The sequence below is a fragment of the Ezakiella coagulans genome (genome assembly GCF_003096635.1).
GTDB classification, from domain to species: domain Bacteria; phylum Bacillota; class Clostridia; order Tissierellales; family Peptoniphilaceae; genus Ezakiella; species Ezakiella coagulans.
Genome location: NZ_QEKV01000014.1, coordinates 1 through 21,697, shown reverse-complemented (window position 1 = coordinate 21,697; position 21,697 = coordinate 1). Strand labels below are relative to the sequence as shown.

The 21,697-nt window shown below is 36.2% G+C and carries 20 protein-coding genes and 1 pseudogene; 20 read left to right on the top strand and 1 reads right to left on the bottom strand.

The window, feature by feature from the left end:
- The 20 genes and pseudogenes from C7381_RS08220 to rpsO form a co-directional block, all read left to right on the top strand.
- Positions 1-718 (top strand): annotated as a pseudogene (locus tag C7381_RS08220) (M56 family metallopeptidase); the annotation flags it as partial.
- Between the two features lie 11 nt (positions 719-729).
- Positions 730-1,206, top strand: a complete 477-nt coding sequence (locus C7381_RS08215; RefSeq protein WP_116480590.1) for a hypothetical protein — start codon at positions 730-732, stop codon at positions 1,204-1,206.
- Between the two features lie 41 nt (positions 1,207-1,247).
- Entirely contained in the window at positions 1,248-1,661 is a 414-nt protein-coding gene (locus C7381_RS08210; RefSeq protein ID WP_116480589.1) for a hypothetical protein, read from the top strand.
- An 893-nt stretch (positions 1,662-2,554) separates the two neighbouring features.
- The gene (locus C7381_RS08200) at positions 2,555-2,785 is read left to right on the top strand and encodes a caspase family protein (protein ID WP_116480587.1); all 231 of its coding nucleotides are present in this window, start codon (positions 2,555-2,557) and stop codon (positions 2,783-2,785) included.
- A gap of 103 nt (positions 2,786-2,888) precedes the next feature.
- Positions 2,889-4,046, top strand: coding sequence for a C39 family peptidase (locus C7381_RS08195; RefSeq protein WP_116480586.1), 1,158 nt, complete (start codon positions 2,889-2,891; stop codon positions 4,044-4,046).
- A 212-nt stretch (positions 4,047-4,258) separates the two neighbouring features.
- Positions 4,259-4,639 (top strand): hypothetical protein, encoded by a 381-nt coding sequence (locus C7381_RS08190; protein ID WP_116480585.1) that lies wholly within the window; start codon positions 4,259-4,261, stop codon positions 4,637-4,639.
- A gap of 328 nt (positions 4,640-4,967) precedes the next feature.
- Complete coding sequence (locus tag C7381_RS08185; RefSeq protein WP_116480584.1) at positions 4,968-5,486, top strand: ClbS/DfsB family four-helix bundle protein; 519 nt, start codon at positions 4,968-4,970, stop codon at positions 5,484-5,486.
- 434 nt (positions 5,487-5,920) lie between these two features.
- Positions 5,921-6,601, top strand: coding sequence for an undecaprenyl pyrophosphate synthase (locus C7381_RS08180; protein WP_116480583.1), 681 nt, complete (start codon positions 5,921-5,923; stop codon positions 6,599-6,601).
- 1 nt (position 6,602) lies between these two features.
- Entirely contained in the window at positions 6,603-7,424 is an 822-nt protein-coding gene (locus C7381_RS08175) for a phosphatidate cytidylyltransferase (protein ID WP_116480582.1), read from the top strand.
- Complete coding sequence (locus C7381_RS08170; protein ID WP_116480581.1) at positions 7,421-8,440, top strand: M50 family metallopeptidase; 1,020 nt, start codon at positions 7,421-7,423, stop codon at positions 8,438-8,440. Before C7381_RS08175 ends, C7381_RS08170 begins: the two co-directional genes overlap by 4 nt.
- Positions 8,441-8,444: 4 nt before the next feature.
- Positions 8,445-9,503 carry a flavodoxin-dependent (E)-4-hydroxy-3-methylbut-2-enyl-diphosphate synthase gene (ispG, locus tag C7381_RS08165; RefSeq protein WP_116480580.1) on the top strand — a complete coding sequence of 353 codons (1,059 nt, stop codon included), beginning with the start codon at positions 8,445-8,447 and terminating at the stop codon, positions 9,501-9,503.
- Complete coding sequence (locus tag C7381_RS08160) at positions 9,490-13,551, top strand: PolC-type DNA polymerase III (RefSeq protein WP_116480579.1); 4,062 nt, start codon at positions 9,490-9,492, stop codon at positions 13,549-13,551. The genes ispG and C7381_RS08160 overlap by 14 nt, the downstream gene beginning before the upstream one ends.
- Positions 13,552-13,671: 120 nt before the next feature.
- A complete protein-coding gene (gene nusA / locus C7381_RS08155) occupies positions 13,672-15,027 on the top strand; it encodes a transcription termination factor NusA (protein WP_034547087.1) in 1,356 nt (451 codons plus the stop codon).
- An 8-nt stretch (positions 15,028-15,035) separates the two neighbouring features.
- Positions 15,036-15,326 (top strand): YlxR family protein, encoded by a 291-nt coding sequence (locus C7381_RS08150; protein ID WP_116480578.1) that lies wholly within the window; start codon positions 15,036-15,038, stop codon positions 15,324-15,326.
- A gap of 1 nt (position 15,327) precedes the next feature.
- Positions 15,328-17,739 carry a translation initiation factor IF-2 gene (infB, locus tag C7381_RS08145; protein ID WP_116480577.1) on the top strand — a complete coding sequence of 804 codons (2,412 nt, stop codon included), beginning with the start codon at positions 15,328-15,330 and terminating at the stop codon, positions 17,737-17,739.
- Positions 17,732-18,160, top strand: coding sequence for a 30S ribosome-binding factor RbfA (gene rbfA, locus C7381_RS08140; protein ID WP_052085455.1), 429 nt, complete (start codon positions 17,732-17,734; stop codon positions 18,158-18,160). Before infB ends, rbfA begins: the two co-directional genes overlap by 8 nt.
- Complete coding sequence (locus C7381_RS08135; protein ID WP_165803644.1) at positions 18,135-19,127, top strand: DHH family phosphoesterase; 993 nt, start codon at positions 18,135-18,137, stop codon at positions 19,125-19,127. The genes rbfA and C7381_RS08135 overlap by 26 nt, the downstream gene beginning before the upstream one ends.
- Entirely contained in the window at positions 19,117-19,986 is an 870-nt protein-coding gene (truB, locus tag C7381_RS08130; RefSeq protein ID WP_116480575.1) for a tRNA pseudouridine(55) synthase TruB, read from the top strand. The genes C7381_RS08135 and truB overlap by 11 nt, the downstream gene beginning before the upstream one ends.
- Before the next feature lie 9 nt (positions 19,987-19,995).
- Positions 19,996-20,859: a riboflavin biosynthesis protein RibF gene (ribF, locus tag C7381_RS08125; RefSeq protein WP_116480574.1), complete on the top strand. Its 864-nt coding sequence runs from the start codon at positions 19,996-19,998 to the stop codon at positions 20,857-20,859.
- A gap of 99 nt (positions 20,860-20,958) precedes the next feature.
- Positions 20,959-21,225, top strand: a complete 267-nt coding sequence (rpsO, locus tag C7381_RS08120) for a 30S ribosomal protein S15 (RefSeq protein ID WP_034547079.1) — start codon at positions 20,959-20,961, stop codon at positions 21,223-21,225.
- Between the two features lie 381 nt (positions 21,226-21,606).
- On the opposite strand, the gene C7381_RS08895 is transcribed toward rpsO, so the two are convergent.
- Positions 21,607-21,687 (bottom strand): hypothetical protein, encoded by an 81-nt coding sequence (locus C7381_RS08895; RefSeq protein ID WP_425433148.1) that lies wholly within the window; start codon positions 21,685-21,687, stop codon positions 21,607-21,609.
- Positions 21,688-21,697: the final 10 nt, after the last annotated feature.

Below are 21,697 nucleotides of genomic sequence, written 5' to 3'. Positions count from 1 at the left end.
ATGGCTAAGCTTAAAATATATAGACCAAGATATAGAAATAAATTGCGATAAGCTAGTGGTTCAACAATTAGGCGACACAATAAAAAATAGAAAAGCTTATTGCTCATCAATGCTAAAACTAGTGGAAAGAGAATTTTATGAAAACAACCTATATTTAAAATTAAATCCTAATATAGAAAGAATGGAGATTATAAAAATATGGAAGAAAACACTTGCAGGTTTGATAGTTTTTATGTTTGCGTTTACATTTTGTTTACCGGTATTCGCCAATGTGGTCGACCTAAGCCAAGATAGGGTTGAAACCCAAGGCAAAGTTATAAATAATTTTGAGGTTAATAATGATAACAGGGTTCAGACAATAAGTGACGAAGAATATGAGAAACTAGAATTAGGAAAGCTATCGGTAAGAGAATCTGGACTTGCAAATATTGACGAGCAAATAAAGCTAGGAAGTTTTGAAAAAATCGCCTATGAGTTTGAGATTAGTGGTGACTACCAAGGATTTGTCCTAAATCTAAAAAACATGTCTTGTCCTGGTGGAGTTGATTATTCAATAATTATAGAAGAAGATGGGGATATAATTTATAAGAAAAGCTTTGATTCAGATTCTAAATTAAAGCTTGAGGCACAAAAGGGAAGTGCTTATATTGTCACTGTTTGTAATGAGTCTAATAAAAATTTATCGGGACAAGTAAATATAAATTCTTATACAAGATAAGAGAGGATTATATGAAGATTTCAAAAGAAAAAATATTTAGGTTGATGCTAGTATTATTTTTTACGATTAATTTAAGCTCTTGTTTAAATTCTAATGATAAAACTATAAACAAAGAAAAAGATGAAATCTCTTTGACAGTTAATATTTATGATGAAAAACAAGAAACTTTTAAAGAATTAGTCACAACCCAAGACCAACAAAGGAAAATTTTAGAACAGCTGAATGAATTGAATAAAGATTCTAGTTTATATGATTCAAATAATCAATATCTAGGATTGGATAATGCCTATTCTGAAGGAACATATTTAATTAAAGTACATGATAATAAGGAATATGAGATAGAAATAGGAGATGACGATTCCCTTAGTACAGATAATAAATATTGGTACAATATAAAATCGAAAAATAAGGATAAAGAGGGGATATACAAAACTTCTTATAATTTGAAAGAAATAATAGATAAAATTATATTTGGGGAAGACAAATAGTTAAACAAAATTATATACAAAGAATTATTAAAGGTGTAAAAATGAAAAAGTCATTATCTAAATTGACAGAATTTAGGATTAAAGAAAAAATAATTTACTTGTTGGCAAAAATCATACCCATGTTCACTTTATTATTTGAGTGGTCAGGAATTTATGGTGTAAAACAATACTCTGGACTTGCTTATATTTTTTATAACAAGGCTAGTTCTATACTTGGTTTAATAATTATTTTCGGAGAAATATTTTTAAGGGTAAAGCTTAAATATAAGATGGAGTTAAACCTACTTGGTCATTTAATATTTTGGGGTCCTTTATTTTATGCAGCAGTCACAGAAACTAATAATATAAGTAATTTGACAATTATGTTTTATGTTAGTTTGTTTCTTGTAATCATGAGCTTGATATTACAACTATTAATATCAAAACGCAAAGGGCAGGAGTTCAAGGATATATAAAAAACTTTATAAAGTCAGAGTTAAAATATATTTTTATTCTAACGGATATAGAGTTTTCAGAATTATATTATAGAGATGCTTCTGGTAATTATATTTATGATCCAGTAGAATGTGATAGAGACTATGGAAGTCTTAGTTATCCAACATTTTGTAGATACTATATAACTAGATAAAAAACAATCTTACAGAGGGGCATATCTCCTCTGTAAGATTTATATTATTATGAAATTAACGATAAGTACTCTAATTTTGATAGTCCATATATATGGGCTTATTTAGAAAAGTATGAACATAATGATTTAGGCAGTGGAGTTTATTGTTGAGAATTCTACATTGAGGGCTCTTATAAATTAACAATAATTGGTAAAGACAAGAATAATAGAGCTGATGAAATTAGAATTGAAAAAAAGATTTAAGTTATAGATACGTAATAACAGCATTTTATAGACATTTGTGATTAAAAATCTATTATGCAAATAGTAGAACTAGAAAAAAGAATTTATCTAATACACAAATTTTATGAAAATTATAGATGATTGTGTATATTTAAAGAAAATGGGGTGAGTCGTGAAAAGAAGAAAAGTTAGAATCAAGCTTGTTATTTTATTTATTGTTTTATCAATAATGTGTTTTCCAATAAAATATCATTATAAAGACGGAGGATCAATTTCATATAAAGCTATTTTATACTTATATACAAAATATCACAAATTGGAAGATGATGGTTCGTATTTTATAGATACTGAATTTTTAATTTTCCCATTTAATTTTTTTAAATAAAAGAGAAGATTATTATTATGAAGATAAGAAATATATAAGTTGTATTTATAGCCATTTTAGTTATGTGTTGCTTTTCGCTATCGGTACCAGTATATGCAAATGGTGGTTTAGCAGTGTCGGCAGGTAAAAATTTTGGCGATGGAGTAGATACAAGAGAAAATGCAATCAATGCTTCTTCAGCATATAAGAGTGCTGGCTATAGAGTAGTTACCTTAAAAGATCCAACAAAAAGTGATTTTACAAATACTCGCTTGAAAGCAGATATTTTATTTTTATCTGGACATGGAAACGAAAATGTATTAAGTTTTGGAACATATAAATTTGTATGTCAGTCAGGTTCTTAAAATAGTAATTATACAAATTTATGGAGTACCGCTAGAAATCAAAAATTAATAACATTTGTAGGCTGTAACACAGCTGGAGGAAATAAAAAAGGAGGCAGGAAAAATGTTGAAAAATAGTAGGGATAATAAGAAAATAAAATTAAATTTAATATGCACGTTCTTAATGCTAATTATAGTATTTTCCATAATCGGGGTAACTGCATATTCTACATGCACAGATAAAGTTGATAGGAAAAATAGCTATGATATTGAAACTAATCTTTTAGTTAAAGAGAATAAAGTGGATAATATTGATAATGATTTGCAACCGCAAAGGAAAATTAAGTTATTAGATTTTGATGCAAATGTAGTTGCTGAATATATAGAATTCAAAAATGAATTAAATGAATATGCAGGATATGTGATTAGAGATACTCATAGTGGATATATATATGATTACAGTAATGAAGGGAATCTATTTGAAGGACTTTTATCTAAAGCGGGTCTGACATATGAAGATTTATATGAAGGGAAAGTGTATTTTGTAAATCCATTTGAGATTTATGTTGAGTTGAATGACGGAAAGATTATTGACTTAATGCCACAAAGTGGTAATTATCCTTCAGAGATTACTGAGGGTCAGTTAGAAGAATCTTTTTACGAAAGGAAAGTTGAATTTGGGAAACCGATTGAGCCAGAGTTGAAGAGCTTTAAAATTTCAGAACCGGTACTTTCGAGAAGAGGATCTTTTACACCATGCACTACTGGAGATTTTGATGATTTGAAAATTACAGATTCAAAAGGCAGAAGAGTGTATCCGCATGACCATTGTTCTCCAACAGCCGCAACAACGATAATGAAGTATTTTAGCTATATAGGAAAATCGAGTCTGTCAAGCGCATATAGCAATAATGATGTATTCGCAAAATTTTACATTGCAATGGATACTAATGGTGGTGTGAGTGGTTCAAAAGATTCAGGTACCGCAAGAAAAAATATTGCACCGGCATACACAAAAGTTGGTATAGATTTAGGTGCTAAACCAAAGGAATCTTATACACTCAGAGGGACATCATCTAAAACAATGATTGATGCTTTGAAGGCTGGAAAGTTACTTCATGTTTCTGTTGATTTATTAGAAACATCAGAAGGAGGACATTCAATTGCGGTTGTATCATACTCTAATGGATATTTCAGAATAGCTGATGGATGGAGTTCATATTTTAGGAATGTTTCATATTCTGATATGTCTGTTCAGCAAGTGGTTTCTGTTAAGTATTAAGATTAAAGGAATATATATTGAGGCGACTAAAACTAAAAATCTTAGTCGTTTTCTTTATATACTTACCAATTTTAGTTGCTATTTTTATATTTTTGGTAATATAGTACTATTAACAAACTATTTAAATTAAGATATAAACTATAGCACGTGAGAGGATATGTTCCATGTTTATTCAAAAAGTAATTTATAAATTAAGGAGAATATGATGAATAATGAGTAAAATATCAAAGAAAAATAAGAGTATTATTCTTTTAGCTACCATAATAGTTTTAATAGCTGTTTTTTGTACAGTTATTTCCGGGGGCGTGTTTGGAGAATGTAATCCCTTAAGAGTGATTAATGGATTTATTCAAGTTCGCATTTTAAACAAAGACTATTATGAGATTCAAGAATATCCTAAAGTTATGATTGCTAATAAAGATTTGAATTTGGTTGATTATATGAAAGATTTAGGGTGGACATATGTAGAAACGAGTGACGCCAATAAGTCAGTGATGGAGAATATATTCGAGTTCAGATATAAAGAGATGGTGTATGCATATGTGAGAGTTACAGAGCATAAAAATTATTATATTTGGGAGTGGAACGAATAAGATTATTAAATTAAAAAACTTTTGCGTTTCCTCCCTTATGTGAATAGTTTCTGATATTTATTGGAATATAGATAATATGGCAAACGGTTAAGGAAATAAAATAGTTAAAATGTTTTTAAGCGATTAGAATTAAAGTCTAATCGCTTTTTATATAATATGGTTCTTTAGGCTCGGCATATATTTTTAATTCTATAATATGTTTGTTAATAAATCCATCCTTCTTCAGATGAAGATGATGAATTGTTATTAGGATATTAAATTTATTCGCAATTGAATTCTTGTCACGGACACGATATAATATATGTATACAAACCACGGAGGTAGACATATGAAGTCTTATGAAAGCAAGGGAGAATTAAAAAATGAGATAAAGAAAGCTTTTGAAAAGTATATTTCCGAGTTTGACAATATACCGGAAGAACTAAAAGATAAAAGAGTAGAAGAAGTTGATAGGACACCGGCAGAAAATCTTGCCTATCAAGTAGGTTGGACAACTTTACTCTTGAAATGGGAAGAAGATGAGAGAAAAGGACTGAAAGTTAAAACACCGTCAGATAATTTCAAATGGAATCAACTTGGAGAATTATATGAATGGTTCACTGATACTTATGCTCATAAATCTTTAAAGGAGTTAAAAGAACAATTAACACAAAATGTAGAAAATATTTGTCTTATGATAGATGAATTGACAGATGAAGAGTTATTTAAACCACATATGAGAAAATGGGCGGATGCGGCAACCAAAACCGCAACTTGGGAAGTGTATAAGTTTATTCATGTAAATACAGTAGCACCGTTTGGAACATTTAGGACTAAGATTAGAAAATGGAAGAAGTTAGTTTTGTAGGTTTATATGAATCTAATACTATTAGAATTAAAAAAGATTATTAGGCTATGGCAGAAATAATATATGGAGAGTATCCAAACCTTGAAGAGATGATAAAAATTCTTCAAAAGTAGGAAAAATAAATTAATATGTATATAGAATTATCCTGAAAATAATACAATAAGATTGAGAAATATTTTGAGCGGGAGAGAAATCTTCCGCTCATTTTGTCTATATTAAACCAAAATTTTTACATAAAGCGCTTATGGAAAAAAATGAAATAAATATAAATTTTTCAATAAATCATTTCCACAAACATTTGATTTATAAACGTCAAATCATGTGAATCAAGCGGTTTTTAAAGCGATTATTTTATACAAATATAGAATTTAGTTTTTGAAAATTATCTTGTTTTATGGTATTCTATATTAAAGATTATTTTTAAAGAGGATTTTATGCATTTAGCAATTATTATGGATGGAAACGGCAGGTGGGCGAAGGCGCGCATGATGCCGAGGACATACGGCCACAAGGTCGGTATGGAGAAGGTTATAGAGACGATTGAGTGGGCGGATGAGCGGGGAATTGATGTTCTCACGCTTTACGCTTTTTCAACCGAAAATTGGAAGAGACCCGAAAGCGAGGTCAGTTTTTTGATGAATCTTTTGGTCACTTATGTTGACAAGGAGCTCAAAAAGCTACACGAAAAGAATGCGATTGTGCGAGTTTTGGGGGATATGTCGGAGCTTCCGGAGATTGTTCAAAAAAAGCTCGGGGAATCGATTGAACTCACAAAGAACAACACGGGACTCGTCGTGAATTTCGCAATAAATTATTCGGGACGTGCGGAGATTGTGCATGCTGTGAACGGAATAATCGAAGATGCAAAGGCGGGGAAAATCGACAAGGTTGACTACGAAACGCTTTCGGATTATTTTTACACGCATGGCGAAGAAGACCCCGATTTGATTTTGAGAACGAGCGGAGAGATGCGATTGTCGAACTTTTTGCTTCTACAGGCGGCTTATTCGGAGCTCATGTTCATCGACGAGAGCTGGCCCGAAATAAATCGCGAGATTTTGGACAGATGTTTGGACGATTTTAAAAAGAGAAATCGCAGATTTGGAGGTTTGTAGAATGTCAACTTTTAAAACGCGTTTAATTACGGGGATTTTCATTGTCGCCGTGTATGCTATAATGTATTTTTTGGGAGCGACCGCAGTCACTGCATTCACAACGCTTATGATGCTGTTTGCGATTGTCGAACTTAGAAATGCATTCAGAAATATCGATGTTAAAATAAATTATGTGCCGATAATGGTTGCGGTTTTCTTGAAAGCTACGCTTTCGTATGTGCTTAAAACCTTTGAGCCGACAAGTTATCTAATTCCGCTTGAGAAAGTGATTTTTGCGGTTTTAGTTTTAACGCTTTTTATAACTTATGTGTTCGATTTGACGGAAAAGAGACTTTTAAACTTCGGTATGTCGCTTATGACAGCGCTATACATTGTCTATATCGGAACATTTTTCTCGAATTACACAAGCGAGAATCATCATTATTTTCTAGTGATTTTTGCAATTACAACGGGAGCTGACGTGTTTGCATATTTGGGCGGTTCGCTTTTAGGAAAGAAGAAACTCTGCCCGAAAGTTTCGCCGAAAAAAACTGTGGAAGGAGCAGTTTGCGGTATTTTGGGAGCGATTGTGCTCGGACTTGTTCCAATTCATTTTATATTTCCAAGTGTAAAAATCGACTTTAAATTGATTGTAGCGCTTTTTGTGCTCGGAGTTTTAGCGGAGATTGGAGATCTATTTGCATCAGGTATCAAGCGTGCAACAGGAATCAAGGACTACGGCGATCTTTTGCCGGGCCACGGAGGAATTTTGGATAGATTTGACAGTCTGCTCTTTGTTTCGTTCGGGCTTTATATTATATTTATTGAAGTGGGGATTTTATGAAGATAGTTTTATCATTATTTATATTACTTTTTATCGTGACCGTTCACGAGTGGGGGCATTTCATTGCCGGTAGGATTTCGGGCGTTCGCGTTTATGAATTTGCAATCGGTTTCGGACCGAAACTTTTTTCGTGGTTTAAAAACGGCACAAAGTTTACTATAAGACTCTTGCCGCTTGGCGGATTTTGCAGTTTTGACAAAGACGAAACCAAAAACAGCGAAAAGGAAAAACAACTTTTCGAAGAGTTTGACGATTCGAAATACACTGCACTTCCTGAGGCATCGTTCGGAAAGAAGATGTTTATCATTTTAAACGGAATCATCATGAATTTTGTGCTCGCTTATGTTTTATTCTTTTTTATTTTTACATTCATAGGCACGCAAAGCATGACTGTTGACCAAATCATGCCGAATTCTGTCGCAGAAAAGGTTCAAATGATGCCTGGCGATGAAATTTTAAAAGTAAATGACAGAGATGTGAAAAATATTAATGAATTCACGAAGGACAAGGATTTTCTTTCGGAAGATGGATTTAAGATGACAATAAAGAGAAACGGCGAAATCGAAACGATAGACGTTCCAAGTTTAAAGGAAGACGGCTCGTTCGGTGTTTCATTTAAACTCATAAAATCGCCGGCAAAGGCTTTCAAAGAAGCGGCAACAACTATCGGGGACATGCTTGGGAAAATCTTTGGAATTTTAAAGAAGATTTTTGTAAAAGTTGACGACCAAATGATGGGGATTGTCGGATTTGCAGGATTTATGACGAAACAAGAGAACATAAATCTCTTGATGATTTTGCTTTTGATTGCGGGCATCAGCGTTTCAGTCGGAGCATTTAATCTCTTGCCAATCATTCCTTTGGACGGCGGACAAGCGGTTATTTATATAATAGAAAAAATTATCGGAAAACCGATTTCCGAAAAGGCAAGAACAGCTATTTCTTATGTTGGAATGGCATTTATGCTATATTTATTTGTTCGAGTGACATACAACGACATTTTAAGATTGAGGTGATTTTATGTCGGAGACCTTGAAGATATTTGTTGGAGGAGTTCCCGTCGGAGGGGGAGCTCCTGTTAGCGTGCAAACAATGACGAATACGGACACAAAAGATGTGGAAGCGACAGTAAATCAAATTCTTTTGTGCGAAAAATATGGGCTCGACATTGTGAGATCTGCAATAAATGATGAGGCTGACGCAAAAGCTTTAAAAGAGATAAAAAAACACATTCATGTGCCGGTTGTTGCGGATATTCAATACGACTACAGTCTTGCGATGTGGGCACTTGAAAACGGTGCGGACTGCATAAGAATAAATCCGGGCAATATGAAAAATAAAGAAGATTTGAAAAAGCTTGTGAGTGCTCTAAAATCTGTGAATGTTCCGATAAGAATCGGAGTGAACTCGGGTTCTATTGCGACTGATGTAATTGACCGTTTCGGCGGTGTGAACGCAAAGTCACTTGTTTCTTCGGCAATCATGGAAACGGAGACTTTGGAAGATTTGGACTTTAGAAATTTTAAGGTTGCAATAAAAAGCTCCGACATAAAGACATGTGTCGAAAGTTATAGAGAGTACTCGAGGCTCAAGAATTATCCGCTCCACCTCGGTGTGACCGAAGCAGGACCATACGAAGAAGGCTCCATAAAGAGTGCTATCGGAATCGGAACACTCCTTCTCGAAGGAATAGGCGACACTATAAGGGTCAGTTTGACCGACGAGCCGTACAAAGAGGTCATTGCGGGAAATTATATTTTAAAGAGTCTTGGGCTCAATAAACAAGGCATAAACCTTATAAGCTGTCCGACATGTGCAAGGACAAACGGCGATATGATCACAATGGTCAAGGATTTTAAGGCGAGAGAGCCGAAAATAAAGGGCAAGATGAGCGTTGCGATTATGGGTTGCCACGTGAACGGTCCGGGTGAAGCGAGAGAAGCGGACATCGGACTTGCGCTAAATAAAAAGGGCGGCATCATTTTTAAAAAGGGAAAAATTTTGGAGGAAGTCACGAGAACTGACGCTATAACAACGCTTATAGAGAGAATTACGGAGATTGACAATGAACATAATTGATTCTGTTTTAACCTGTGATGAGGACAGAAAATTTTATAGTGAAAGAGGTTTTCAAATCGACAAGGCGGTTTTATATTCAAAAACGCATGAAATCGATATTTTTTCGACTTCGGACATGGAGCTTTCAAATGAGGATATCTCATTTCTTAAAAATAAATTCAGCGATTTATTGCCGAACTATAAGATTTCAATTGACAATTTCTCAAGGAATTTAAATGAGCTTGAGGACGAGGACTATGACCTTGCTATGATTGAAAACGCAATGAACAATGTCTCGAAAGATGAATATGAAGAACTCAAAAGCAAAATAGAGAATGAAGACGCAAGTTATGTTGAAGATCATCAGGCACTTATGGAGAATTTGAAGAAAGAGTCAAATACGAAAAAATCAGATGATAAACCACAAAAAAAGACTTATTATAAGCCGAAGACAAACAAATTCGGCGAGATTATAAAGATCAAAGAACTTGCCGAAGAAGATACTTTCCCGACGATTGAGGGGGAAGTTTTTTCGATTTCAAAGACGGACACGAGAACAGAAGGGCTTAAAATTGCGAAGTTTTTTGTGTATGACGGCACTGAGAGTATCTGTGTCAAATGTTTTTTACGTGATGAACAAAACGACGAGTTCGATTCAACGGTTAAAAACGACACGAGACTTCGTTTAAACGGAGAGTACAAATATGACAAGTTCGACCACCAAATGTCGATTTTGATGCGAAACTATGAAGTCGTCCCGAAGGTCGACAAGATTGACGACAGCGAGAACAAACGAGTTGAAATTCATGCACACACTAAGATGAGTCTGCTTGAAGGTTCAATTGAGCCTGTAGATTTAATTAATATCTACAAAAAAATGGGACATCGCGGGATTTTTGTGACCGACAATGCGTGCGTTCAAGCATATCCTGATGTTATGGATATGGGCGACGAGAATTTTAAAATCGGCTACGGAATGGAAGCGAACTTTTTTGACGACACCGAAAAATATGTGCAGGATTATAGTGAGAACAACGGCGACTATGTGGTTTTCGATATCGAAACCACAGGGCTCAATCCTTATGAATGTGAGCTAATTGAAATCGGTGCAGTAAAAGTTCGTGATGGTGAGATTATCGAAAGATACAATCAACTTATAAAGCCGAAGTCACCGATTCCAACTGTCATTTCAAATCTTACGAGTATCGACGATGAGCTCGTGAAAAATGAGCCGTATTTTGAAGATATCAAGGATGAGTTTCTTGCATTTATAGACGGCTGTGTGCTTGTTGCGCACAATGCAAACTTCGACGTCGGATTTATTAAACAGAAGTTTTTGAAGTTCGGCATTGAGATTAAAAATCCGTTTGCGGACACGATGAAGATGGCACGCGATTTGATTGAAGGCGTGAGAAATTATAAGCTCGACACTTTGACGGACAGGTTAAACATCAGGCTCGTCAGTCACCACAGAGCGGTTGACGACGCTGAAGCAACTGCACATCTCTTTATAAATATGATGACAATGCTAAAGACTTCGGGGAAAATCGAAAATTATTATGACCTATACAAAGTTCCGTATGAGGACAGACGCACGAGCTACAGAATGCTTGTTTATGCAAAAAATAAAGTCGGACTTAAGAATTTATATTTAATCATCACAAAGAGCTGCACAGAAAACTTCAACAAAGTCCCACGAGTAAGTTTATCTGATTTAATGGCACACAGAGAGGGGCTTATACTCGGTGCTGAAGCAGTTAAAGGTGAGATTTTCTCGTATTACTCTGACGGCTTTCTTTATTCCGACATCAAGAGCCGCCTTCAAAAATACGATTTTTGCGAAGTGCAACCGACTGACCACTACGCGGGTCTTTTGGGTGCGAAGTATCCCCAAATTTCAAATGTTTCGAATGTTCTCGGAGGATATTTCGAATTTTTATCGGAAGCAAATGTGAAGATGATAGCGGGCGGAAATGTGTATGAGAAAACGCCGGAAGATGTTATATATCGAAAGATTTTGGGGAAAAGCCGTGGAGATTACAGGGCTGACTTTGCACCGCCACTATATATAAAAACCACAAAGGAAATTATGGACGGGCTAGACTATGTCCCGTACGACAAGAAAGAGGAAATCGTAGTCACCAACACAAATTGGTTACTCGACGAAGTTGAAACTATGAGAGCGATACCACGAGAAAAATTTCCGCCGATTATCGAAGGTTCTGAAGATGAACTTCGAAATACATGTATCGAAAATGCAAAGAAAATTTATGGAGATCCACTTCCGGAAATTGTCGATAAAAGACTCGAAAAAGAACTCCATTCGATTATTGGAAACGGCTACTCCGTCATGTATATTATCGCAAAGAAGCTCGTTAAAAAGTCGAACTCCGACGGTTATCTTGTCGGGAGCCGTGGTTCGGTAGGCTCGAGTTTTGCCGCAACGATGAGCGATATCACCGAGGTAAATCCGCTTCCGCCGCATTATGTTTGCAAAAAATGTAAGTACAGCAAGTTCTTTACAAACGGCGAGTACAATGTCGGAATCGATATGCCGGACGAAGTGTGTCCGGTGTGCGGTGAGCCGCTTAAAAAAGACGGATTTAATATTCCTTTTGAAACATTTTTGGGTTTTAACGGGGACAAAGAGCCGGATATCGACCTCAACTTTGCGGGCGAATATCAAAGTGTGGCACACAAATTTGTCGAAGAACTTTTCGGTGAGGGCTATGTGTTTAGAGCGGGAACGCTTGCAAAGATTCAGGACAAGGTCGGATACGGATATGTTAAAAACTATTTCGAAGAACACGGAGAGATGGTCTCGGAAGCGGAAATAAATCGACTAATAAACGGTATAGTAGGCATTAAAAGGACCACCGGACAACATCCGGGGGGGATTATGATTGTTCCGAAAAGCAAAGACATCCACGACTTTTCGCCGGTGCAATATCCTGCGGACGATGCCTCAACCGGAGTTTTTACGACGCACTTTGCGTATAAAGCACTCCACTCGAACATTTTAAAACTTGATATTCTTGGGCACGATGGTCCGACCATGATAAGGATGCTGGAAGATTTGACAGGTGTTAAAAGTGATTCCATAAAGCTCGACGACCCGGAAATTTTGAAGATGTTTGTGTCGACTGAACCACTTGGTTTAACGAAAGAAGAACTTGGCTCGGAAGTTTCAACATTTGGAATTCCTGAATTCGGAACGGATTTTGTTCGAAATATGCTCGTCGAAACGCAGCCGCAACTTTTTTCGGATTTAATAAGAATTTCCGGTCTTAGCCACGGCACGGACGTTTGGACAAACAATGCACAGATTCTTGTGCGTGAAGGTACTTGCAAAATTGCAGACGTTATCGCAACGAGAGAGGACATCATGACCTATCTTTTAAATGCGGGACTTCCAAACGATTTTTCTTTCTTTACGATGGAGAAAGTTAGAAAGGGAAAACCTTTGACACCGGAAGACGAGGAGAAAATGCGCGCACACAATTTGCCGGAGTGGTATATCGACTCCTGCAACAAGATTAAATACATGTTCCCGAAGGCACACGCCGTAGCATATGTCATGCTTTCATTCAGACTTGCGTGGTACAAGCTCCATTATCCGAGAGAGTTTTATGCGACATTCTTAAGCACCAAGAAGGACAATTTTGAAATGGAAATCATTTCAAGCGGGCTCGATGCGATAAACGAAAGAATGAATGAACTTAAATCGCTTCCAAAAAACACGAAGAAGGAAGAAGAAATTTTAAAAGTTTATGATATTGCACGCGAGATGTATTTAAGAGGATTTAAATGCGACAATGTCGATCTTTATAAATCGGAATCGGCAAGATTTGCGGTTTCAGAAGACGGAATCCTGCCGCCACTTTCATCAATACCGAGTCTTGGTGAATCTGTGAGCGAAAATATTGTAAGGGAAAGAGAAATCAAGAGATTTATAAGCATTGAAGATTTGCAAAAACGAACAAAATTAAATAACACATGCGTTAAATTTATGGAAGAACATAATCTTCTTGGGGGTCTTCAAGAGACTAACCAAATGAGTATGTTTTAATCGTAAAAATATTTTCAAACTAGTTGTATTATTAGTTTAAATATGTTAAAATGTATGTAGATGAGAAAGAGAGGCCGAAATCCTCTCTTTTATATTTATAAAAATGAAAGAGGTGGGATTATGAACCAAGAATTTTTAGAAGCTCTCGATGAAATCGAAAAAACGAGGGGGATTTCGAAGGAGCAAATTATAGATTCAATCAAAGCCGCATTGGTCTCGAGTTATAAAAAGAATTATAACACCGGAAGCCAAATCGACGTTGATGTTGAGTTTGAAAATCTTGACGACAGAGTTAAGGTTTTCAACAAAAAGACTGTAGTTGACGAAGTTGAAGACGAAAACACCGAGATTTCCGTTTTGAATGCACAGGAGTATCTCTCAAATCCAAGCGTGGGTGACGTTGTAAGAATCGAAATCACTCCAAAAAATTTCGGAAGAATCGCTGCACAAACAGCAAAGCAAATCGTTATTCAAAAGATTAGAGATGCTGAAAGAGAAGCAATTTACGGAGATTTTGTGAACCGTGAAAACGACATTATCACAGGTGAAATAAACAGAATAAGAAAGGGTAACGCATTTGTCGACATGGGAAGACTCGAAGGGATATTGCCTTTGAATGAACAAATTCCGAATGAAGTTTTGAATGTCGGGGACAAAAAGAAGATGCTTATTCTTGAAGTCAAAAAGACAGGTAAGGGACCACAAGTGGTGCTTTCGAGAAGTCACCCGAACCTTGTGAAAAAACTTTTTGAAATCGAAGTTCCGGAAATCATGGACGGTGTTGTAGAAATTGCACAAGTGTCACGTGAAGCAGGCTCGAGAAGTAAGATCGCGATCTTCTCGAGAGACAAGGACGTGGATCCGTTGGGAGCTTGTGTAGGTCTTCAAGGAAATCGTGTAAAAACTGTTGTTGATGAGTTAAACGGCGAGAAAATTGATATCATTCTCTGGTCAAGCGACATGGCGGAATATATTAAAAACAGTCTCGCACCGTCGGATGTAACACACGTAATCATAAATGAAGATGAACGTTCAAGCGTTGTATTTGTACCGGGCGATCAACTTTCACTTGCAATCGGTAAGGAAGGACAAAACGCAAGACTTGCGGCACGCCTTACAAATTGGAAAATCGATATCAAGAGCGATGACACATACAAAGATTTCTTGAGAGAACATGCGGATGAGCTCGAAGGTCTTAGTGAAGATTTTTATAATGACGATAATCATGATGAACTTGATGAAATTCATGAAGATTCAAACGATTATGCCGATGATGATTACGAAGAATATTCGGACCATGATTATGAAGATGAATACAAATCACATTATGACAACGGTTACAATGACGAATATTCCGATGAACTCTATGATGATTACAGCAAATATGATGAAGAACTTGAGATTGATAACGAATATTTTGACGAAGATTATTCTGATGATTTTCACGACTCCGATGAAGAGAAAGGCGATGAATAAATATATATATGAAAAATAAAAACGCTGAATCTTCAAGAAAAAACGAGAGAATTAGAAGGTGTGTGGTTTGTATGGAAGGTGCACCGAAAAACGAACTTTTAAGGATTGTGAAAACAGATGACGGAGTCGTCTTTGACAAAAGCGGAAAGATGAACGGAAGAGGGGCTTATGTCATGAAGGACGAAAAATGTCTTTTGAGTCCGAAACTTCGTGACAAATTACAAGCAGCACTTAAAATAAATATAAAAAATGAGGACTTTGAAGTTCTTTTAGATAATATGAAAAAGGAGAGTGAATAATATGTCTAAGGTGAGAATTTATGAGTTGGCAAAGGAACTGGACATATCTAGCAAGGATATGTTAAACATGCTTGCTGCACTCAACATTGAAGTAAATTCACATATGGCGAGCATCGATTCGAAGCTTGCAGACGCTGTTGTTAAACAGGTTGAACTTGCACGTCAAAAAGTTTATGCAAAACACAAGAAAAACGATGAACAACGTGAAGGTGACGGCAAAAAACCGAGATATAATGACAAAAACAGAGGCGATAACCGCAACGGTAAAAAGTATTCTAACAACAGAAATGACAACCGCGGTGATAATCGCGGGGATAATCGTGGTGGCGACAGACGTCGTGACAACAACAAGAAAGATTTTAGAAATAAAAATTCTTCAAATGAAGAATTTTATAAGAGAAATCTTGATGATGACGACAACAGAAACAATCGCCGTGATCACAAGAAACGCGATAAGAAACCGGAACTTGAAATTTTCGGACCTCCGGTAGAAAAGAAAGTTATTCAACCAAACAATAAAAAGAAATCAAGGGATAAGTACAAAGACAAAAAGTACGAAGATGCAGATGTGGATTTCTTTGAAAAGACAAGGTTGAACAAAAAGAAAAAGACAAAGAAGAAAGAAAAAGATACGAATAAAGAAGTCGTGAGTGTAAACGAAGTTGTTGAAATTCCGGAATCAATTATTGTGAGCGATTTCTCTGAAAAGATTGGAACACCGGTTAACTTGATTATCGGAAAGCTCATTGAACTTGGAATGATGGTTGCCCAAAATCAACCGATTGACTACGAAACAGCTGAACTTATTGCAACTGAGTTTGATATAAAGATTCAACCGGAAATGTCGAAAGAAGAATTGATAAACGATCAATTTGAGCTCGACTATGAAGACAAAGAAGAAGATTTAAAACCACGTCCACCGGTAGTCACAGTTATGGGACACGTTGACCATGGTAAGACAAGTCTTTTGGACTCAATCAGAAATGCTCATGTAAGAACAGGCGAAGCCGGCGGAATTACACAACACATCGGTGCTTACACCGTCAATATAAACGGAAAGAAAATTGTATTTTTGGACACCCCTGGCCACGCTGCATTTACATCGATGAGAGCAAGAGGAGCAAATATCACAGATATTTCAGTTATAGTTGTTGCAGCGGATGACGGAATCATGCCGCAAACAATCGAAGCTATAAACCACTCAAAGGCCGCAAATGTGCCAATTATTGTTGCAATCAATAAAATTGATAAGCCAACTGCAAATGTCGACAGAATCAAACAGGAACTTCTTGAAGAAGGTTTGACACCTGAAGATTGGGGTGGAAACACAATTACTGTTCCGGTGTCCGCTATGACGGGTCAAGGAATAGATGAGCTTCTCGAAATGATTTTACTTGTCTCCGAAGTTGAGGAACTCAAGGCAAATCCTGACAGAAAGGCTGTCGGTGTTGTTGTAGAGGCTCTTCTTGACAAGGGTAGAGGTCCTGTTGCAACTGTTCTCGTTCAAAAGGGAACTCTTAAAGCAGGAGATGAAATCGTAAGCGGTGTCGCTTCAGGAAGAGTAAGGGCGATGTTTGACGACAAGAATAAACCAATTAAAAAGGCAGGTCCTTCAATGCCGGTTGTTGTTTTGGGACTTTCGGATGTTCCTGAAGCAGGGGAACTTCTTTATGCTGTTGACGATCCGAATATGGCGAGAACAATAGCGGAAAAGAGAAAAGAAATGATAAGAGAAGAAGAACTTCGCGACCGCCACAAAGTAAGTCTTGATTATTTATATGATCAAATCAAGGCAGGAGAAATCAAGGATCTTAATATCATTATCAAGGGAGACGTTAGAGGTTCTGTTGAAGCATTGCAATCCTCACTTGAAAAGATTTCAAACGACGAAGTTGTCATAAAGACAATTCACACAGGTGTCGGCGGAATTAATGAATCTGACGTTATGCTTGCCAATGCTTCAGACGCTGTTATAATCGGATTTAACGTAAGACCTAACCTTGCAGCAATTGATCTTGCAAAGGAACTTGAAGTTGATATAAGAACTTATAAAGTTATTTACGAAGTCATTGAAGACGTTGAAAACGCGGTTAAGGGTATGCTTAAACCGGAAATCAAAGAAGAACTTCTCGGAAGAGCGGAAATTCGTGAAACATTTAAGCTTCCAAACAATACAATGGTAGCAGGGGTTTATGTACAATCAGGAAAGATTGTAAGAAATGCACAAGTACGTGTCTTGAGAGATGATGTTGTGATATTTGACGGAAATATTGCATCTCTCAAACGTTTCAAAGACGACGTTCGTGAAGTTCAAGCAGGATACGAAGCCGGTATGAGCATCGAAAGGTTCAACGACGTTAAAGTCGGAGACGTTTTTGAAGCATATCAAATGGTTGAGGTTCAAAATGGATAGAAGAAGACAAGAAAGAATTAACGCTGAAATCAAAAAGGTAATAGCCGGTGCTTTAAGGGATATGAAAGACCCAAATGTTTCATCGCTTACAAGCGTGACGGAAGTTTCAATAACAAACGATTTATCTTTTTGTGATGTAAAATTCAGTATTCTTGGAAATAATAAAGAAAAGAATAAAATTATTGAAACGCTCAAAAATGCAGAAGGTTATTTTAAAACTAAAATTGCAAAGTCGATTTCAATAAGACAAGTTCCGGAACTTCGAATTATGCTTGACGACTCGATTGAGTATGCGGATCATATAAACAGCATTTTAAAAACTCTCAATATCAAACACAATGATGACAATCCGCTCGATGAAATTGAAGATTATTCGAATGGAGAAAAATATCAAAATGACGATGATTTTGGACGCGAATAAAAGATACGAAAGTTACGCTGAAAAGTTTTTGGAAGCAGTTGAAGCTGCACAAAAGATTTGTATATCAAGTCATGTTTCAGTTGACGGCGACAATCTTGGCAGCATTACTGCACTATACAATTTTTTAAAGGATATGGGAAAAGATGTCACGCTTTTAAAAAGTGACATCATCCCTAATCAATATAATTTTTTACCCGGCCTTTCGGAGATTGTTTCTCCGGAAGATTTTTCGGGAGCATGTGACCTTTATTTTTCATTGGACTGTGCCGATTTGGAGAGACTTGGTGACAACAGAGACACGTTTTTAAATGCAAAAATGCGAGTTGTTATAGATCACCACATGACAAATGAGGGTTACGGAAATATAAATTTTATAGAGCCCGAAATAAGCTCGACTTGCGAACTTCTTTCTGAAATATTATTTAGAACAAATAAAACGATTTCAAATGACGTTGCAACCTCTCTTTTTACAGGTCTTTCAACGGATACGGGGCGTTTTCTTTATACGAATGTTAAAGCTGAGACTTTTAATGTTGCAGAGAGACTTCTCTCGCTCGGTGCAGATATGAATATGATAAATTTAAATATTTATCAATCGAAGCCGATAAGAAAGCTTAGAATCCTTGAAATCGGGCTCGAGAAAATGACTGAAGCTCTTGACGGTGCACTCACATACACTGTCATCACAAGGGAAGACATGGAGAGAGCAGGTGCTTTTATCTATGACCTCGACGAGATTATAAATTTTATAAGGGATACCGAAGGTGTTTTAGTTTCGTTTATCGTTAAAGAAGTGGAAGATGATGTTTATAAGGTTTCGCTTCGCTCGAAAGGAAACCTCGATGTTTCAAAAGTCGCAACGGGATTTGGCGGAGGTGGACACAAAAATGCCTCAGGCCTCACATATAACGGCAAACTTGAAGAACTTATAAAATCACTTACAGAGGCAATTAAAAATGAGCTCTAAACTTGACGGCATTCTTCTTGTAAACAAGAAAAAGGGCATTACGAGCTACGATGTGATTCGGAAGATTAAACTTGCATTTAAGGAAATGGACATAAAGACGAAGATCGGTCATTCCGGCACATTGGACCCGTTTGCGGAAGGGCTTCTCGTGATTCTCCTTGGTAAATATACGAGAATGAGCGATTATCTGATGGATCTCGAAAAAACTTACAGCGGCACATTCGTTCAAGGTGTCGGCACGGATACATTGGATCTTGACGGAGAGATTATAGAACGCACAAATACACTTTCTCCCGAAATTATTCTTTCAAATATCTCGAATTTTATCGGGGAACAAATGCAAGTGCCGCCATTTTACAGTGCCTTGAAACACAACGGAAAGAAGCTCTATGAATATGCGAGAAAAGGCGAAAACATAACGAAACCGCCGAGAAAAATATTTGTATATGAGCTTTCTATCTCGAAGGAGTCGAGCGAAAGTTTTTCATTTATAACACGTGTTTCAAAGGGCACTTATGTAAGAAAACTCATTTACGATTACACGACGAGTTTGGGTGTCGCATCTTATCTCACGAGTTTAAAAAGAGAAAAGATGGGAGAATTCTCACTTGAGGACGCTCGAGTTATCGAGGAGATAACCCCCGAAAATATCGAGAAAAATCTCATGACGATTAAGGATATAAATTTGCCGTATGAACGTATAGTTCTTTCGGTGGATGAGCGTGAAAAACTTTCGAACGGAATCAGAATTAAGACGGAGCATGACGAAACAGATGTGGTTCTTTTAGAAGCAGAGAATACTGTCTTTGCATTCGGCGGAGTTAAAGACGGACAGATATACACAAGATTTTTTATTTGAGGTTAGAATATGAATGTAGCAACAATAGGTTATTTTGACGGTGTTCATTTGGGACACCAACGACTTATAAATAAAGTGGTTGAATTGGCGGAAAAGGAGAATCTTACTCCTGCCGTCTATACTTTCAATTCATTCGGAAATAATGGAAAAACGAACGAACTCATAATGACAAGAGGGGAGAAAGTTCGAGCAATAAAAGAGCTTGGAGTTAAAAATATAACCACTCTTATATTTAACAGCGTAAAAAATCAGTCGAAGGAAGAATTTCTTGCAAGAATCAAGAGCGAATGTTGTGTTTTGGTTGTCGGTGAAGACTTTAGATTTGGAAGAAATCGTGAAGGCGATGTGAAGTATCTCATGAGAAATCAAGATGATAACTTCAAAGTCGTTGTGATGGAAGATGTCATGATTGAGGGCGAGAAAATTTCGAGCACACTTATAAGAAATCTTATAAAAAATGGCGAGCTTAAAAAAGCGAATTCACTTCTTTATGAAAACTTTCAAATGGAAGGGGAAGTGGTGCGTGGATTTGGACGTGGAAGAACTTTCGGTTACAAAACCGCAAACCTCGAACTGCCGAAAAATCTTATAAGACCGAAATATGGAGTGTATCTATCAAAAGTTGAAGTGGATGACTTCTCTGGCTTTGGCATGACTATGATTGGCGTTGCCGAAACATTTGGAACTAGATTTTCATGTGAAACTAACATATTTGATTTTGACAAGGAAATTTATGGAAGAAAGATGAAGCTTGAAATTGTTGATTTTCTTAGAGAAAACAAGGCAATGGACTCGATTGAAAGTCTTAAAAAGCAACTTATGCAAGATAAAAAGAAATGTATGAAAATTATTGAAGAAGACTTTACATTTTAAAATAAATGTGTTATAATAAATGACGTACCCGAAGCAAGGGATTTGGAAAACCTCACCGATTGCTTTGTTTTGGGCGGATTAAAATTTGGAGGTAATAAAATGATTAAGAAAGAAAAGAAATCAGAAATCATCGAGAAGTATCAAAAACATTCAAACGACACAGGTTCAACAGCTGTACAAATTGCAATTTTGTCAGAAAGAATCACTGAAATCAACGAACACTTGAAGAAAAACCCTAAAGACCACCACAGTCGTAGAGGTCTTCTCATGATGGTTGGTAAGAGAAAAGGTTTGATGAAATATCTTGAAAGAACAAACCTCGATGAATACAGAGAATTAATCGCTGATCTAGGAATCAGAGGATAGTAAGAGAGAAATGGCGTTCCGATTGGGACGCTTTTTTGTTGCGTTTTTTTTGAAAAAGGAGAGTACATAAGTATTATTCATAGAAATTATAGAAGTGAAAGATTTTACAAAATTATAAAAACGGAAATTATACGAGATCTATCAAAACAAAGAAATATATATTCGCACAAAAAAACACACCCCGAAAGGTGTGCGTTATATTTATTGGCTCTTTGTCAACAATGGGGGAGGCTTGAATAAAAACAAGCCTCTCTTTCATTTAAAAATACACATTATTAGTAAAACATAACTACTAAAAGTAACTCTGTTCAATTTCTCGGATTTTTTGCATGGCAAACAAAACCCCTAGGGGTTTTCGCCGCCGCTGTTACATATTTTTTTCTATTTACACATCAAAAATATTCTATTCCTAAAACTATCGAAGTTTCTAAAGCCGTAGCTTATTCTTTTTAATGTTTTTATTTTTGTATGT

What these genes read in the sequence shown, in the direction of transcription:
- C7381_RS08215 (WP_116480590.1), top strand. Translation starts at nt 730, where the DNA reads ATGAAGATTTCAAAAGAAAAAATATTTAGGTTGATGCTAGTATTATTT.
- C7381_RS08210 (WP_116480589.1), top strand. Translation starts at nt 1,248, where the DNA reads ATGAAAAAGTCATTATCTAAATTGACAGAATTTAGGATTAAAGAAAAA.
- C7381_RS08195 (WP_116480586.1), top strand. Translation starts at nt 2,889, where the DNA reads ATGTTGAAAAATAGTAGGGATAATAAGAAAATAAAATTAAATTTAATA.
- C7381_RS08190 (WP_116480585.1), top strand. Translation starts at nt 4,259, where the DNA reads ATGAGTAAAATATCAAAGAAAAATAAGAGTATTATTCTTTTAGCTACC.
- C7381_RS08185 (WP_116480584.1), top strand. Translation starts at nt 4,968, where the DNA reads ATGAAGTCTTATGAAAGCAAGGGAGAATTAAAAAATGAGATAAAGAAA.
- C7381_RS08180 (WP_116480583.1), top strand. Translation starts at nt 5,921, where the DNA reads ATGCATTTAGCAATTATTATGGATGGAAACGGCAGGTGGGCGAAGGCG.
- C7381_RS08175 (WP_116480582.1), top strand. Translation starts at nt 6,603, where the DNA reads ATGTCAACTTTTAAAACGCGTTTAATTACGGGGATTTTCATTGTCGCC.
- C7381_RS08170 (WP_116480581.1), top strand. Translation starts at nt 7,421, where the DNA reads ATGAAGATAGTTTTATCATTATTTATATTACTTTTTATCGTGACCGTT.
- ispG (WP_116480580.1), top strand. Translation starts at nt 8,445, where the DNA reads ATGTCGGAGACCTTGAAGATATTTGTTGGAGGAGTTCCCGTCGGAGGG.
- C7381_RS08160 (WP_116480579.1), top strand. Translation starts at nt 9,490, where the DNA reads ATGAACATAATTGATTCTGTTTTAACCTGTGATGAGGACAGAAAATTT.
- nusA (WP_034547087.1), top strand. Translation starts at nt 13,672, where the DNA reads ATGAACCAAGAATTTTTAGAAGCTCTCGATGAAATCGAAAAAACGAGG.
- C7381_RS08150 (WP_116480578.1), top strand. Translation starts at nt 15,036, where the DNA reads ATGAAAAATAAAAACGCTGAATCTTCAAGAAAAAACGAGAGAATTAGA.
- infB (WP_116480577.1), top strand. Translation starts at nt 15,328, where the DNA reads ATGTCTAAGGTGAGAATTTATGAGTTGGCAAAGGAACTGGACATATCT.
- rbfA (WP_052085455.1), top strand. Translation starts at nt 17,732, where the DNA reads ATGGATAGAAGAAGACAAGAAAGAATTAACGCTGAAATCAAAAAGGTA.
- C7381_RS08135 (WP_165803644.1), top strand. Translation starts at nt 18,135, where the DNA reads ATGACGATGATTTTGGACGCGAATAAAAGATACGAAAGTTACGCTGAA.
- truB (WP_116480575.1), top strand. Translation starts at nt 19,117, where the DNA reads ATGAGCTCTAAACTTGACGGCATTCTTCTTGTAAACAAGAAAAAGGGC.
- ribF (WP_116480574.1), top strand. Translation starts at nt 19,996, where the DNA reads ATGAATGTAGCAACAATAGGTTATTTTGACGGTGTTCATTTGGGACAC.
- rpsO (WP_034547079.1), top strand. Translation starts at nt 20,959, where the DNA reads ATGATTAAGAAAGAAAAGAAATCAGAAATCATCGAGAAGTATCAAAAA.